The organism is Aliagarivorans marinus DSM 23064 (assembly GCF_000429485.1).
GTDB classification, from domain to species: Bacteria; Pseudomonadota; Gammaproteobacteria; order Enterobacterales; family Celerinatantimonadaceae; genus Aliagarivorans; species Aliagarivorans marinus.
Genome location: NZ_AUBY01000009.1, coordinates 214329 through 228692, shown reverse-complemented (window position 1 = coordinate 228692; position 14364 = coordinate 214329). Strand labels below are relative to the sequence as shown.

Sequence of the window (14364 nt, the reverse complement as noted above, 5' to 3'; positions counted from 1 at the left end):
TGGAGGTTACTCAGCCACCGAAGAGGTGCCATCGGCGTGCCAGCTGAACACGCCAAAGTCGAACCCTTTCAGGTCGCCTTTATCGTCCCACTGCAGAGGGCCCATGACGGTATCCACAGTGTTAGCGCGTAGGTATTCAGCCACGGCTTCTGGGTCATCCCCCGCCGCAGTTACACCCGCTTGAATCGCCTGCATTGCGGCATAGGCGGTCCATACGAATGGGCCAGTTGGGTCTTCGCCTTTAGTTTTCAGCGCATCGACGATTGGGGCGTTCGCTGGAACCAAGTCGTATTTCTTAGGCAGGGTAACCAGCAGGCCTTCAGAGGCTTCTTGGGCAATCGCCGAGATATCTTTGTTACCTACGCCTTCGGGGCCCATGTAACGCGCTTCCAAACCTTGCTCATAAGACTGACGCAACAGCAGGCCCAGCTCAGGGTGGTAGCCACCGTAGTAAACGAAATCAACGTTCAAGCGCTTAAGCTTGGCGATAAGGGCTGAAAAGTCTTTGTCACCGGCAGTCACACCTTCAAAGGCCACAACCTCGGTGCCAGCCGCTTCCAGCTCTTGCTTCACAGAGGTGGCGATACCTTCACCGTATTGTTGCTTATCGTGGATAACCGCTACTTTTGATGGCTTAACGCTGGTCAGAATGTAGCGTGCTGCGGTTGGGCCTTGGTCACTATCCAGGCCGATGGTGCGGAACACCAGCTCGTGGCCACGGGCAGTAATGTCAGGGCTGGTTGCTGCTGGAGTAATCATCAGCACACCTTCGTCTTCGTATACGTCAGAAGCTGGCTGGGTGGCACCTGAACACAGGTGGCCGATTACATATTGAATGCCGTCATTGATGATCTTGTTGGCTACCGCGACCGCTTGCTTAGGCTCACAGGCATCATCGTAAACCACGACTTCCAGCTTGGTTTCGCCATCAAGTAAGTCTTGAGCGATGCCAGCACCGGCGAATTGCATATCACCATACTGAGCAACAGGGCCGGTTACCGGGCCTGCAACCGCCACTTTAACGGTAGCGGCGTTCGCAGCGCCCGCTCCAAGTAAAGCAGCCGATACCGCCGAGGCTAAGACACAGGTCTTCCATTTATTCATCGTTCGCTCCATGTAACGTAGATTGTGTTTGCGATACGGCGAGTCGCTGGCTATCAAAAGGGCACAGCGCTAGCCATTGTGTCGTTGTTATTACAGCTCTGTTTTACCTCAATAGCGGATAACGACACAAGCTGGCGGGGCCGGGCAGGCAGTGGATGTGACTATTCACGCCCGGTTAATCACTGTGATTTGAAGGATATTCAGAGGGGTTTTAGAACGATGTCATGCTTTAGCAGCACATTACACTGCGATTTGCGCAGCATTGAAAAATCTTGTCGTTATTTTATACATTCATCCAATTTGCTGGGTTTAGTCCCCCGAATTTAAGGGATTCTCATCCAAACCCAGCATAATGCTCTTACATGGCCAAAGAATCGCCAGAACATTCACTAATGCATCATAAACATACGCAAGTAAAACGAATAGTTATTCACCTACACTGCTTAGTGGCGAGTTAAGGCTTTGTTCTGCACCCTCCGCTACCACATGCAAGGTGCGCGTTGGGAAGGCAAACTCAGCGCCATGGCCTTCAACGATTGCGACAATTTTATTCAGCACGTCCTGTTTCACCTGATGGTACTTCACCCAGTTGGTGGTTTTGGTGAAGGTATAGATAAAGAAATCCAGCGAGGACGGACCGAAGGCATCGAAGTTGACCATCAGGGTTTGCGTAGTGTCTATCTCCGGATGCTGCTCCAGCATCTGTTTGACCTGCTCAACAATCACCTGCATCTTGGCGGCATCGCCGTAGCGGATACCGATGGTCTCTTTGATTCGGCGGTGGCTCATCCGGCTCGGATTCTCCACCACAATGCTGGAGAAGATCGCATTGGGGATATACAGCGGACGCTTGTCGAAGGTACGAATGCGAGTGACCCGCCAACCGATATTCTCGACGGTGCCTTCGATGCTGCGATCCGGCGAGCGTACCCAGTCGCCCACCTTGAAGGGTTTGTCCAGATAGATGATCAGCGCGCCAAAGAAGTTCGACAGCAGATCTTTTGCCGCCATACCGACAATCAGACCGCCCATACCACCGAAGGCCAGCACCCCTGAGATGCTAAAGCCAAGGATCTGCATCACCGCCAGCAGCATCAGTATGACCACCGATGCCCGCAACAGCTTGCCTACGGCCAATACCGTGGTTTGGTCACGATGCTGCTCTTTTACCAGTACCTGTTCTGCCTTGCGAATAAAGCGCAACGCGGCCCAAGTTAGCATCATCACCACCGCAATCTTGCGGCTAATCGGTATTAACTGGGCGACGTCTGGGTCTAACTGCTTGGCGAACACCGTCGCCACCAGCGACAGGCCCACCACTGCAATCAACCAGTTGATCGGCTTCCACAAGGCGAACCATACTGCTTCATCCCATCGGTAGCGGGTGCCTGCAGCCAAACGCTCCAAGCGTGACGCAAGCATACGCCAAGCCACAAACGCCACCACGGTAATGGTTAGCACCACTGAGACATCAAACAGCCAATTACTGGTTTCCAGTTGTGAGGTTTGTTGCTCCAACCACTGATAGAGCTCTTCCATTATGCGGGTCCTTCTTCCCTGTAATACATCCGCTGCACAGAGCCTGCGCAGCGGCAAAGCTGTTACCTAGGCGCTAATTCCGCTGTGACGCAGCAACGCATCAACCTCGGGTTCACGACCACGGAAGGCCTTAAACAAGGCCATCGGCTTCTCTGAGCCACCTTTCTCCAAGATATTCTGCATAAACGAGCGGCCGGTGTCTGGGTTGAAGATCCCTTCTTCCTCAAAGAGTGAGAAGGCATCCGCCGACAGCACTTCAGCCCACTTGTAGCTGTAGTAACCCGCGCTATAGCCACCGGCAAAGATGTGGCTAAAGCTGTTCTGGAAGCGGTTAAAGGCCGGTGGGATGATTACCGCAACGCGCTCACGCACCTTGTCCAGATACTCCTGCACCGAGCCTTGCAGCGCGCTCTGAGCATGCAGCTCGAAATCGAAAATAGCGAACTCTAGCTGGCGCACCATCATCATCGCCGACTGGAAGTTCTTGGCTGCCAGCATCTTCTCTAGCAGCTCGTGAGGCAGTGGCTCGCCGCTTTGATAGTGGCCAGAGATAAACGCCAGCGCTTGCTCCTCCCAGCACCAGTTCTCGAGGAACTGGCTTGGCAGCTCAACTGCATCCCAGGCCACACCATTGATGCCCGACACGGCAGCCACATCGACTTGGGTGAGCATATGGTGGATGCCATGGCCAAACTCGTGGAACAAGGTGACCACTTCATCGTGGGTAAACAGCGCAGGCTTATCGCCCACTGGCTTATTGAAGTTACAAGTCAGGTAGGCCACTGGCAGGATCACTTGCCCTTGTGCGTCGACCCGACGGCCAATGCACTCATCCATCCAAGCGCCGCCGCGCTTATGCTCGCGGGCATACAGGTCAAGGTAAAAGCTGCCGCGCAGTGCACCAGACTCGTCAAACAGCTCGAAGAAGCGCACATCGTCATGCCAGCTATCCACGCCTTGACGCTCTTTCACTTCAACCTTGAACAGGCGCTTAACTACTTCGAACAGACCGCTTAGCACCCGATCTTCTGGGAAGTAAGGGCGTAGCAGCTCATCGGAGATTGAGTAGGTATGCTGCTTAAGCTTCTCGCCGTAGTAAGCGATATCCCAGGCGGCCAACTCCTCCACACCATGTTCTTGTTTGGCAAAGGCCTGCAGCTCGCCCAGCTCTCGCTCGGCTTGAGGCTTGGAGCGTTTGCCAAGATCTTCTAGAAAGCCCAGTACTTGCTCGGGGGACTCTGCCATTTTGGTGGCCAGAGATTTGTGCGCGTAGCTTTCAAAGCCAAGTAGCGCAGCCAGCTCTTGGCGCAGGGCCAGCTCTTCTTCAATGATGGCGGTGTTGTCGTACTGACCTTGATGCGGGCCGTTTTCCGATGCGCGGGTACAAAAGGCGCGGTACACCTCTTCGCGCAGCTCGCGTTTATCGGCGTAGGTCATCACCGCCAGATAGCTGGGGAACTCCAGCGTCAGCAGGTAACCGTCGAGCTCTTTAAGCTCTGCGGCTTGCTTGGCGGCCGCCAGCGCTGATTCTGGCAGCCCTGCTAACTCGGCTTCATCAGTAACCTGCTTTTGCCAGGCAACGGTAGCATCGAGCACATTGTTAGAGAAACTGGAGCTGAGCTCCGATAGACGCGCCACAATCTCGCCATAGCGCTGCTGCTTGTCGCTCTCTAACGCAATCCCCGACAGTTTAAAGTCGCGTAGGGCATCATCGATGGATTTCTGCTGGGCTGGCGAGTAAGCGGCAAAGGCTTCACTGGCCGCCAGCTTCTCGTATGCCTGATACAGGCCGCTATGCTGGCCGACAAAGGTGGAGTACTCGGACAGCATGCCCAAGCAAGACTCATAGGCCTCACGTAGCTCCTTGCTGTTGACCACCGCATTCATATGGCTGACCGGCGACCACAAGCGACTTAGCTTGTCGTTCACTTCGTCCAGCGGCAGGATCAGATTCTCCCAGCTAGGCTCAGCCTCTGCCACTACCTGCTCGATCACCTCACGGCAGTCTGCAATCGCTTGCTCTACAGCAGGTTTAACATGCTCAGGTTTAATCTCGCTAAAAGGCGGTAATCCGGTAATACAGAGTAATGGGTTGCTCATTTGAATTCCTTGGGCTGGCCAACTTGGCGGACAAACTAAAAAGATGCGGGTTTACACCAAGAAATTCAAGTCGGCTAATCACTTAGCCAGTTTACATAGTGAGCGTTTGGACTATGATTGCGATAAGCATAACTACAACTCCACAGCACGAAGCAAGGACGGGTGAATGGAGCACACCGAGCATGATCTGGTTCCGGAAGACCAAACCAGCCTCATCAAAAAACTGGCCCTGAACAAGGGAACCAACAGCCTCTCACTACGGATGCTTTCCTATATCTTGATCTGCTCCACCCTGCTGGCGCTGGTCATTACCCTTATCCAGCTCCGCTATGATTACCGCCAAGATGTAAAAGTGATTAAGGACAGCATCGCCCAGATCGAGGTGAGCTTTCTGCAACCCATCGCCGCCAGCTTGTGGAACCTCGATGAAGAGCAGGTACAGGTGCAGATTGAAGGGATTATGAATCTGCCGAATATGCAGTACGTGCTGGTTAAAGAGATCCTCGGTAGCTCGGAAGTACCTTTATTAGCGCGCGGCCGCTCCTCCGAGCGCTACGACCTGCAGCAGGAGTTTGAGCTGAGTTATCAAGGCGAGTTGGTTGGTAAGCTGTTTGTGGCTGCCTCCTTGGATCAGGTTTATAAGCGGCTGTGGGAAAAGGCCATGCTGATCCTGATCAGCCAGACCATCAAGACCCTGGTGGTCTCGATTGTGATCCTGTTTATCATCTACTACGTGATTGTGCGCCATCTCAACACCATCGTGGAATACACCCGCAACCTAGACCTAGATAATTTGGGCGCGCCACTGGAACTCGGTCACGGCCGTACCCGCAACGATGAGCTCAGTGAACTGGTTAATACCCTCAACCAGATGACCTTTAAGATCAATCACGAGTTCGAACAACGACTCAAGGCCACCGAGCAGCTAGAAAAAGAGCGTGACTTCTCTGCCACCATTATTAATGCCAGTAACGCGATTATCGTGACGCTGGACAACCACCTCGACATCATCAACGTCAACCCAGCCGGGGTGATGCTTACTGGCTTCCATCAGGCCGAGCTGGTCGGCCAGAGCTGGCTGAGCGTGTTTGTCGATGCCAATAAGCGCGACTTTATCGAGGACGAGCTGCGCCAGCTGAGGGTGATTGAAGACCAAGAGCTAACCCTTAGCGATCAAAACGATACCCAATACACCCTGATCTGGACCTTTGTGCCCTTCTACGAGGGTAACGAAGTCGCCCGGATGATCGCCTTTGGCTACGACGTCACGCCGCTCAAACAGGTGGAGAACGAGATCAAGCAGCTCAATGACGAGCTGGAGCACAAGGTAGAAGTGCGCACCGAAAAACTGGAAGAGAGTAACCGCCAGCTAGCCAGCGCCTTCGACAAGCTCAAGAACGCCCAGCAAAGCCTGGTGGAGGCAGAGAAGATGGCCTCGCTGGGTAGCCTAGTGGCGGGGGTGGCCCATGAGATCAACACCCCTATCGGTATCAGCGTAACCGCCGCTTCCTACCTGCAAGAGCAGAGCAAGCAGCTGGAAGAGAATGTCAGCAGCGGTAAACTCAGTCGCAGCTTTATGGAGGATCTCATCGAGAACCTTAACCAAAGCTCTGAGCTGCTGCTAAGCAACCTGCGACGCGCCTCTGATTTAATCAGCAGCTTTAAGCAGGTGGCGGTCGATCAAAGCTCAGAGGCCTGCTACACCTTTAATCTCAGCGAGAATGTTCATCAGGTTATCACCTCGCTAGGTCATAAGCTCAAACGTGCCAATACCGAGGTGGTGGTAGATTGCGACCGCCAACTCGAGCTCTATAGCTACCCCGGCAGCTTTACCCAGATATACTCCAACCTGATCATCAACTCGGTCACCCATGCCTTTAACAACTGGGAGGGTGAGCGCAAGATCTCCATCTCCATCGTGCGCGAGAATGAGCAGCTACTGATCGACTACCGCGATAGCGGCTGCGGAGTGCCACCCGAGCTGGCTAACCGGATCTTCGACCCCTTCGTGACGACCAAGCGTGGCCAAGGCGGCAGTGGGCTGGGTACCCATATCGTCTACAACTTGGTGGTGCAGCTACTCAAAGGCTATATCGCCTTCGAAAGTGAACCCGACAAAGGGGTGCACTTCTCCATCCGCCTGCCTTATCAGGCAGAAAAACCCGAGCCTGAACCAAAGTCGGATATCGACCCCGAGGAGTTTCGCATCTAAGCGGCTCAATTCGGGCCGCTGTTGATGCCGAAATCATCATCAAGGATTGATGGGGATCAATTCCTCGCGCATCTCGCCACGACTTGCGTTTATACTAGTGCCACAAATTAAGGAGCAGCTAGATGACTGAATTCGATTATCTCTGTATTGGTGCTGGAAGCGGCGGTATTGCCTCTGCAAACCGCGCTGCGATGCACGGCCAAAAAGTCGGCCTGATTGAGGCTCGCCACGTGGGCGGCACCTGCGTTAACGTCGGTTGTGTGCCGAAAAAAGCCATGTGGTTTGGCGCCCAAGTGGCCGAGGCCATCCACCTCTATGCCGAAGACTATGGCTTCGATGTGTCGGTAAACAAGTTTGACTGGGCCACCTTGGTGAAAAGCCGTGAAGCCTACATCGAACGGATTCATGGCTCTTACGACCGCGTGTTGACCAACAACGGCATCACTCTGATCAACGGCTTTGCCCGCTTTGTGGACAGCAACACCGTGGAAGTGGATGGCGAGCTCTACCGCGCCAAACATATCCTGATTGCCACCGGCGGCCGCCCGAGCATTCCCTCCATTCCAGGCGCTGAGCTGGGTATCGACTCAGATGGCTTCTTTGCCCTTCAACAGCAACCCAAGAGCGCCTTGGTTATCGGCGCGGGTTACATCGCCGTAGAACTGGCTGGGGTGCTACACGCACTCGGCACAGATACCCATCTGGCGGTACGCAAACACAGCCCGCTACGCAACTTCGACCCGATGCTCAGCGAGACCTTAGTGGAGCTAATGGCCGAACACGGCCCTACGCTGCACACCAACCATGTACCCAAGTCTGTAGAGCAACTATCCGATGGCGACCTACTTGTCACCTTCGAAAACGGCAACAGCCTGACCGTGGACTGCTTGATCTGGGCGATTGGCCGCGAGCCCGCCACCGATGCGATCAACTTAGACAACGCAGGGGTGAAAACCAATCAATGGGGCTATATCGAAGTCGACGAGTACTCCAACACCAGCGCCCCAGGCGTGTATGCGGTGGGCGACAACATCGGCAAGATTGAGCTGACCCCGGTGGCAGTTAAAGCCGGCCGCTTGCTCTCCGAGCGCCTGTTCAACGGCCAGAGCAACGCCAAGATGGACTACTCGCTAGTACCCACCGTGGTATTCAGCCACCCCGCCATCGGCACCATCGGCCTGACCGAGCCAGAAGCGATTGCCGAGTACGGTGAGCAGAACGTGAAAGTATACAACTCTAGCTTCGGCGCCATGTACACCGCGGTGACCCGTCACCGCCAAGTCACCAAGATGAAGCTGATCTGCGCCGGACCAAACGAGAAAGTCGTGGGCCTACATGGTATTGGCTTGGGAATGGATGAGATCCTGCAAGGCTTCGGCGTAGCCATGAAGATGGGCGCCACCAAGGCCGACTTCGACGCCTGTGTGGCAATCCACCCAACCAGTGCTGAAGAGTTTGTGACGCTTCGCTAGATTCGAACTTATCACAACATACTCGAGTGGCCCTTTGTCCAAAGGGCCACCCTCAAAAGAAACAAAAAGCCACCCAACTCAATATCACCAGTATAATATGCTGCATAATTAATTTACAACAAAATTACAAACCACCATTTATTGCATAACCCAGTTACATACATTAGTCTCACGCCCAAATTTCAGCTAGGGGTAAAAAATGAGCTTTGTTAACAAAACGGCAGTAGCATTAGTTGGCGTATTAGGTTTAATTGGTTGTAGCAGTGACGACGACGTTCAAGAGCAGACCAGCTATTACTTGGGGAGTAACAGCAAGCATGTGTCTCCAGCAGCTTGCCCAAGCGCTAGTCAAGAGATTCACCTGTTCGATCAAAATGGTATGAGAGTACACCTCGACCTGCGCTTCTCCTTGGTTGAAGCACCTGAAGGGTCAAACTCGTACGTTGATGAAGGGACTCAACGACTGATGTTAGATATGCCAGGTAACTATGTCGTTGATGCGTGGATCATCGAAGACCATGAGTTGGTTTTTGACGAGCGTGTAGCATTTGAAGCCTTGCCGGGCCTTGAGTATTCCCTAGCGCAATCCGATAAAGTTGAAGACCAAACGATCTCTTTGGTCTGCCAAGAAAGAATCGCAGCTAGCCCTGACGCCTTTGAGATTACCGAAACTGTCAACTTCGAGAATCTTACCCCATTCCAACCTACCGCTGACTACGGTTCTTTTCGGACCAGCCGCAGCTTAAAACTGGCGAGAGGTCCCGAGAATCACGCAGAGGTACCATGGATTAGCAGCTTCGAGGAAGATGGAATTGTTGATCTAGAGTTGGTAAAAGCTCGAGGCCTGATTTCTGCTCGCAGCTTCAACCAGGTAACGCTGAACAATGTAATTCTTGATCCACATTACTTTAACAACATTAAAGCTGACACCATTGTAGTTAAGAACAGTCACCTTGAAGGTAATGAGAATCCTACACTCGTAGCTGACTTTGTAGAAATCACTAACTCTGTTCTAACAAATGTGGAAATTGAAGCTGAGTATGTGTCGATCGAAACCACCGATCTGTACAACCCGCGCCTGACGTTGTCAGGTTACGAAGTCTCTCAGCTGAGCAACAACTACTGGGGCACCGATGACGGCCGTATCGTTGAGAGCTATATCAACGCCGAAGTAACGCCAGATCTATACCCTCTAGCTGAAGAAGCCTTCTACCCTCTGGGACAATAGGCCTTCCAATCGGCATCTAAGTTGGGCAAGTGATAACACGGCCCAACTTACTGCTCTTCCGATTCGCTATGAAAGCGAAAATAGCGAACCGTCTCCCCCTCAGTACTCAAACGCAACTTCCCCTGCAACAACATAGGATTGTCTTCGTCGTGCTTGCTTACATCGATGGCAAAACGTTGGATCACCTGCACATCATCACCTAACAGCACCAGGTTGAGATTCCCCTCAAGCGGCTCTTCAAGTAACAGTTGGTAATTCAAGTAGATGGAGCTTAGCCCACTGTTTTCATTGCTAAACATCACCGAGGTGATCCCGGCGTAATCGACCGCTAATAGTTGATTGTGCTCGAGCAAGCGCAGCTGCGGATAACGCTCCTTGGTCAGCAGATAGTTTTGCACCCGCGACTCACTGAGCTGCTGGGATAACAGCGCCATTTGTTGGTCGGTCTTCTCCAAGTTTCTCAGCACCGCCTGTAGCTGCTGTTGTTCAGCTTTGACTTTGCTGTAGAGGATCGCCACCGACACTAGCATCACCAACAGTAGAATCAGTGCCCCGATAAAGTACCAGAAGAAGCGCCGCGCATGACGGTAGCGCTTTTTATAGTGGAAGTGTCGAGATTTGTGATATTCCTTGCGATGCTTGAGATCGAGGTCTTCTCTTTCCAGGTCTTCGGCCACACTATTTGACATGTCCTTGTCCATAAGTCCTTGAGCCACTGGGTTATTCATCTATAACTCTAATCAGGGATTGGGGATGTGGCAATAAACTCTGCAGATTGTTCGCCCTTCAAGTACAATGGCGCGTTTTCAAACACACTCGCACTCAGTCGGCACGCAGGCCAGATGCCGAGATTTTTCACTGCCGCCTATGATAGCTGCAGTGAGTCGGCGCTTAATTAGGGTGATATCTCCTTGCTATTGTCTTTAGCTGTCACCCGTGGTTATCTGCAGGCAATACCACATACTGAGATGATGAGTCTTACTCGAATCGGGGGAACAGATGGCAATTCAATGGTATCCGGGCCATATGCACAAGGCTCAGAAACAGATCAAAGAGGTGATGCCCAAGATCGATCTGGTTATCGAAGTGCTGGATGCGCGTATCCCCTTCAGCAGTGAGAACCCGCTGATCCACAAGCTGCGGGGCGATACCCCTTGTATCAAGGTGCTGAACAAGAGCGATCTAGCGGACCCTGAGCTCACCGAGCGCTGGCGCCAGCACTTGGAGCAAGAGAAAGGCGTGCGCGCCATTCCGCTCTGCACCATCAAAGGTAACCAGACTCAACAACTGTTAGATCTGTGCCGCAGCATGCTGCCTAACAAGGGCACCGTGGATAAGCCGATCCACACCATGATTTGCGGCATCCCCAATGTCGGCAAGTCGACCCTGATCAACACCTTGGCGGGACGCATCATCGCAAAAACCGGTAATGAGCCCGCGGTCACCAAAGCGCAGCAGCGCATCAAGCTGGAAGGTAATATCATCCTGTCGGACACCCCCGGGATCCTTTGGCCCAAGTTCGACAATGAATCCAGTGGCTACCGTCTGGCTACCACCGGAGCGGTGAAAGACACCGCCATGGACTACGACGACGTGGCAGCCTTCGCCTGTGAGTACCTGATTGGGGCCTACCCGGAGCTACTTAAAGCCCGCTACCAGCTCGATGAGCTGCCTGAATATGAAGTGGAGCTGATGGAAGTGATCGGCGCGAAACGCGGCTGTTTAGTACGCGGTGGCCATGTCGACTTTGTTAAGGTTGCAACCATTATCCTCAACGAGTTGCGCGACGGCACTATCGGCGAGATCACCTTGGAGACCCCAGAGATGGCGGTGACCGAGCAAGCTGCGGTGGATGAAATGCTGGCCCGCAAAGCCGAGGAAGAAGAGCAAAACGGTAAGAAAAAAAAGAAAAGGCGCCGCCGTTAGGCTGCGCCCTCGTATCTACTACGCCCTAAAGCGCGCAGAGAACTAGCGGCTCAGTTGCTGCAGCACAAAGCCTTGCTCGCTCACTTCGATCGCCGCAAGCTCAAGGGATGACAGATAAGCATCCGCCTCAGGCAGTTCTTGCTGGCTGCTGTACGCGGTGAGTGCAGCAACCTTAGCCCCCGCCGCCTTACCGGCGGTCACGCCCGCTGCAGAATCTTCAAACACCAGGCAATCTTGCGCTGCCAAACCCAGCTTTTCTGCACCAAGCAAGAACGGCTCGGGCTCAGGTTTGCCTTTCTCCACCTGATTGGCGGTGACCAATACGCTAGGCTCTGGCAAGCCCGCCGCCTTAATTCGCGCTCGTGCCACCTTGTCAGTGCCAGAGGTTACGATCGCCCATGGCAGGCCCAGCTCAGCTAGCTTGTCCAGCAATGCTAACGCGCCCGGTTCAGCCACCACATCGTCGGTGTCAGTGGCTTCCATCATCTCCAGCCACATTGCCTCGCCCTTCACTTCCATCTCATGGGAGTCTTTGAGCAGCATCGCTACCGATTCACACGCAGGGCGGCCATGAATGTTCTCCATTACAAAGTCGGCTTCCAGGCCATTACGTCCGGCCCAGGCACGCCACGCGCGCTCAACAGAGGCCATGGAGTTGACCAAGGTGCCATCTAAATCAAACAAGATGCCTTTGAACTTCATTTCTTACTCACTCGGGTTCTAGTTACTACGAAGATTATACCTTGCACGGCCTTGAGTAACAGCAATCAAGCTATTGCTAAAGCGTCTCAGTCGGCGCTAGAAACAACAAAGGCTCCGAAAGGAGCCTTTAACAGATTCGCGGTATCAGCGACTACTGAGTCAGGTAGGCAATCGCTGCCTTAATTTCATCTTCGCTACAATCACCGCAGGTACCTTTGGCGGGCATCGCGTTGATACCATTCCAGGCGTTCGCAAATACCGTATCTTCGCCTTTGCCCACACGCGCCGCCCACTCATCAGCATCGCCGCGCTTAGGCGCGCCTGCGACACCAGTGCTATGACACGCAGTACAGAAGGTGTTGTAGATGGTTGCGCCATCGCGGGGACCCGCACTGGCTTCTGGGGCTTTGGCAATATCCAGCTCGCCATCGAGATAGACGTTACCCACGGGTTTGATACGCTCGCTAATGGCTTCGTCAGACATATCGACAGCCATTGCATTTAGGCTGATTGCTGCGCCAGCCAATACGCTCAGTACAAATTGAAGTGGCCTGAACAACTGCGTCACCTTGTCTCTCCTTATACATCCACGGCTAGGCCGTGCGTCCCTGTTATTTGGGGCCAAGTATAACACCAACCCTCATGGTTAAACCATTGTATTTGCATATGTTAAACCCAGGTAGCAAAAACCCGCACTAATGATTGCGCTTAAGGATCTCGTGCCACGGCAGTGAGGCATCACCCAAGGAGATAAAGTTGGGGTTCTCCAAGGACTCACGCTGGTTATAGCTAAGGGCTTGTAGCTGCAAGTCAAACAAGTCGCCGCCGGCTTCTTGCAAGATAATCTGCGGCGCGCCGGTATCCCATTCACCGGTTGGACCGATACGAATGTAGCAATCAGCCAGCCCTTCCGCCACCAAACAGCTCTTTAAACTGGCACTGCCCAAGGGCTGGAGATGATAACGAAAATCACCACTGAGGATGGCTTGCAGCAAGGCCGGATTCTGTACCCGGCTAGTCGCTACTCGAATACGCTCAGGCGGTGTGGCGTAATGCGTACTGTGAATCGACTGCTCTTTGCCTTGAAAACGCAAGCTAGCGCCATGGCCCTTGACTGCGCTGTAGCGCTTGCCCACCACCGGTCCGTAGACCACGCCCAGCACTGGCTGGTTGTTCTCGACCAAGGCCAGCTCAGTGGCAAAATCACCGCTGCCCGAAACAAACTCTTGGGTACCATCGAGCGGGTCAACCAGCCAATAACGCGACCAATGAGCGCGCTTTTCTAAGGGGATCGCGGCGTGTTCTTCTGACAGAATCGGAATGTCGGGAGTAAGCTTTTCTAGTTGCTCAAGAAGGAAATGATGCGCTGCATAGTCGGCGCTGGTTACCGGGGTCGAGTCGGACTTCCACTCGCTCTGGTAATCACCTTGCTGATAGATGCTGTTAATCAGGTCTCCGGCCTGCTCGGCTATCTCACAGGCGCTGCTCAGCAGCGACTGAGCCAAATCATGTTGCTGGTTGTTCAAGACTATTCTCTGTGCCATTGCTCGTATAAAAACAGCGCGGCTACACTGCGCGCCTCGTTAAAATCATCTCGCTGCAGCAGGCTAAACGCCTGATCTAACGGAACCCGCACCAGCTCTAGCGGCTCGGGTTCATCGCCTTTTAACCGGCTGGCCGTTAGGCCACTGGCGGCAAATACCTTCATCTGCGCCGACATAAAGCCGGGCGCTACCGATAGTTCACTGAGCTCGACCAGCTGCTCAGCCGAAAAGCCTATCTCTTCTTGTAGCTCACGATTAGCCGCATCGATGGGCAACTCGCCCGGGTCGACCAAGCCTTTGGGAAAGCCTAGCTCATAACGCTCGGTTGCAGCAGCATATTCTTTCACCAGTAATAAATATCCGTCATCGGTGACCGGCACTACCATTACTGCGCCACGCCCGGAGCCCGCAAGGCGCTCGTAAACACGCTGTTCGCCATTAGCAAACTCCAGATGCAGCTCTTCTACTTGAAAGTATCGGCTGCGAGCGGTGATCGCTGAGTGTAAAAGTTTCGGCCCAACTCGCTTTGTCATTGTT

General features: G+C 53.5%; 12 protein-coding genes. 4 read left to right on the top strand and 8 right to left on the bottom strand.

Annotation, left to right across the window (positions count from 1 at the left end; translation table 11 throughout):
- Window positions 1-6: 6 nt before the first annotated feature.
- The 3 genes from G461_RS0102905 to prlC all read right to left on the bottom strand — a co-directional run bounded on the left by G461_RS0102905 (window position 7) and on the right by prlC (window position 4743).
- Window positions 7-1104, bottom strand: a complete 1098-nt coding sequence (locus G461_RS0102905) for a branched-chain amino acid ABC transporter substrate-binding protein (RefSeq protein ID WP_026970710.1) — start codon at window positions 1102-1104, stop codon at window positions 7-9.
- Window positions 1105-1530: 426 nt separating this feature from the next.
- Window positions 1531-2643 (bottom strand): mechanosensitive ion channel family protein, encoded by a 1113-nt coding sequence (locus tag G461_RS23095; protein WP_035479055.1) that lies wholly within the window; start codon window positions 2641-2643, stop codon window positions 1531-1533.
- Window positions 2644-2709: 66 nt separating this feature from the next.
- Complete coding sequence (gene prlC, locus G461_RS0102895; protein ID WP_026970709.1) at window positions 2710-4743, bottom strand: oligopeptidase A; 2034 nt, start codon at window positions 4741-4743, stop codon at window positions 2710-2712.
- Between the two features lie 166 nt (window positions 4744-4909).
- On the opposite strand from prlC, the gene G461_RS23090 reads away from it, so the two are divergent.
- The 3 genes from G461_RS23090 (at window position 4910) to G461_RS0102880 (ending at window position 9655) form a co-directional block, all read left to right on the top strand.
- Complete coding sequence (locus G461_RS23090) at window positions 4910-6955, top strand: ATP-binding protein (protein ID WP_051326476.1); 2046 nt, start codon at window positions 4910-4912, stop codon at window positions 6953-6955.
- 122 nt (window positions 6956-7077) lie between these two features.
- Window positions 7078-8427 (top strand): glutathione-disulfide reductase, encoded by a 1350-nt coding sequence (gene gorA, locus G461_RS0102885; RefSeq protein ID WP_026970708.1) that lies wholly within the window; start codon window positions 7078-7080, stop codon window positions 8425-8427.
- A gap of 199 nt (window positions 8428-8626) precedes the next feature.
- Window positions 8627-9655 carry a hypothetical protein gene (locus G461_RS0102880; RefSeq protein ID WP_026970707.1) on the top strand — a complete coding sequence of 343 codons (1029 nt, stop codon included), beginning with the start codon at window positions 8627-8629 and terminating at the stop codon, window positions 9653-9655.
- A 47-nt stretch (window positions 9656-9702) separates the two neighbouring features.
- Here the strand turns inward: G461_RS0102880 and G461_RS0102875 are convergent, their stop codons facing one another.
- Window positions 9703-10344 carry a hypothetical protein gene (locus G461_RS0102875; RefSeq protein ID WP_157360218.1) on the bottom strand — a complete coding sequence of 214 codons (642 nt, stop codon included), beginning with the start codon at window positions 10342-10344 and terminating at the stop codon, window positions 9703-9705.
- A 310-nt stretch (window positions 10345-10654) separates the two neighbouring features.
- Between G461_RS0102875 and ylqF the strand changes: the two genes are divergently transcribed.
- Window positions 10655-11581 carry a ribosome biogenesis GTPase YlqF gene (ylqF, locus tag G461_RS0102870; RefSeq protein WP_026970705.1) on the top strand — a complete coding sequence of 309 codons (927 nt, stop codon included), beginning with the start codon at window positions 10655-10657 and terminating at the stop codon, window positions 11579-11581.
- A gap of 42 nt (window positions 11582-11623) precedes the next feature.
- On the opposite strand, the gene G461_RS0102865 is transcribed toward ylqF, so the two are convergent.
- The 4 genes from G461_RS0102865 to nudE all read right to left on the bottom strand — a co-directional run bounded on the left by G461_RS0102865 (window position 11624) and on the right by nudE (window position 14360).
- Complete coding sequence (locus tag G461_RS0102865) at window positions 11624-12283, bottom strand: HAD-IA family hydrolase (RefSeq protein ID WP_026970704.1); 660 nt, start codon at window positions 12281-12283, stop codon at window positions 11624-11626.
- Window positions 12284-12434: 151 nt separating this feature from the next.
- Window positions 12435-12851: a c-type cytochrome gene (locus G461_RS0102860; protein WP_026970703.1), complete on the bottom strand. Its 417-nt coding sequence runs from the start codon at window positions 12849-12851 to the stop codon at window positions 12435-12437.
- A gap of 127 nt (window positions 12852-12978) precedes the next feature.
- Window positions 12979-13809, bottom strand: a complete 831-nt coding sequence (gene cysQ / locus G461_RS0102855; RefSeq protein ID WP_245587137.1) for a 3'(2'),5'-bisphosphate nucleotidase CysQ — start codon at window positions 13807-13809, stop codon at window positions 12979-12981.
- Window positions 13810-13811: 2 nt separating this feature from the next.
- Complete coding sequence (gene nudE / locus G461_RS0102850) at window positions 13812-14360, bottom strand: ADP compounds hydrolase NudE (RefSeq protein ID WP_026970701.1); 549 nt, start codon at window positions 14358-14360, stop codon at window positions 13812-13814.
- Between the last annotated feature and the right edge of the window lie 4 nt (window positions 14361-14364).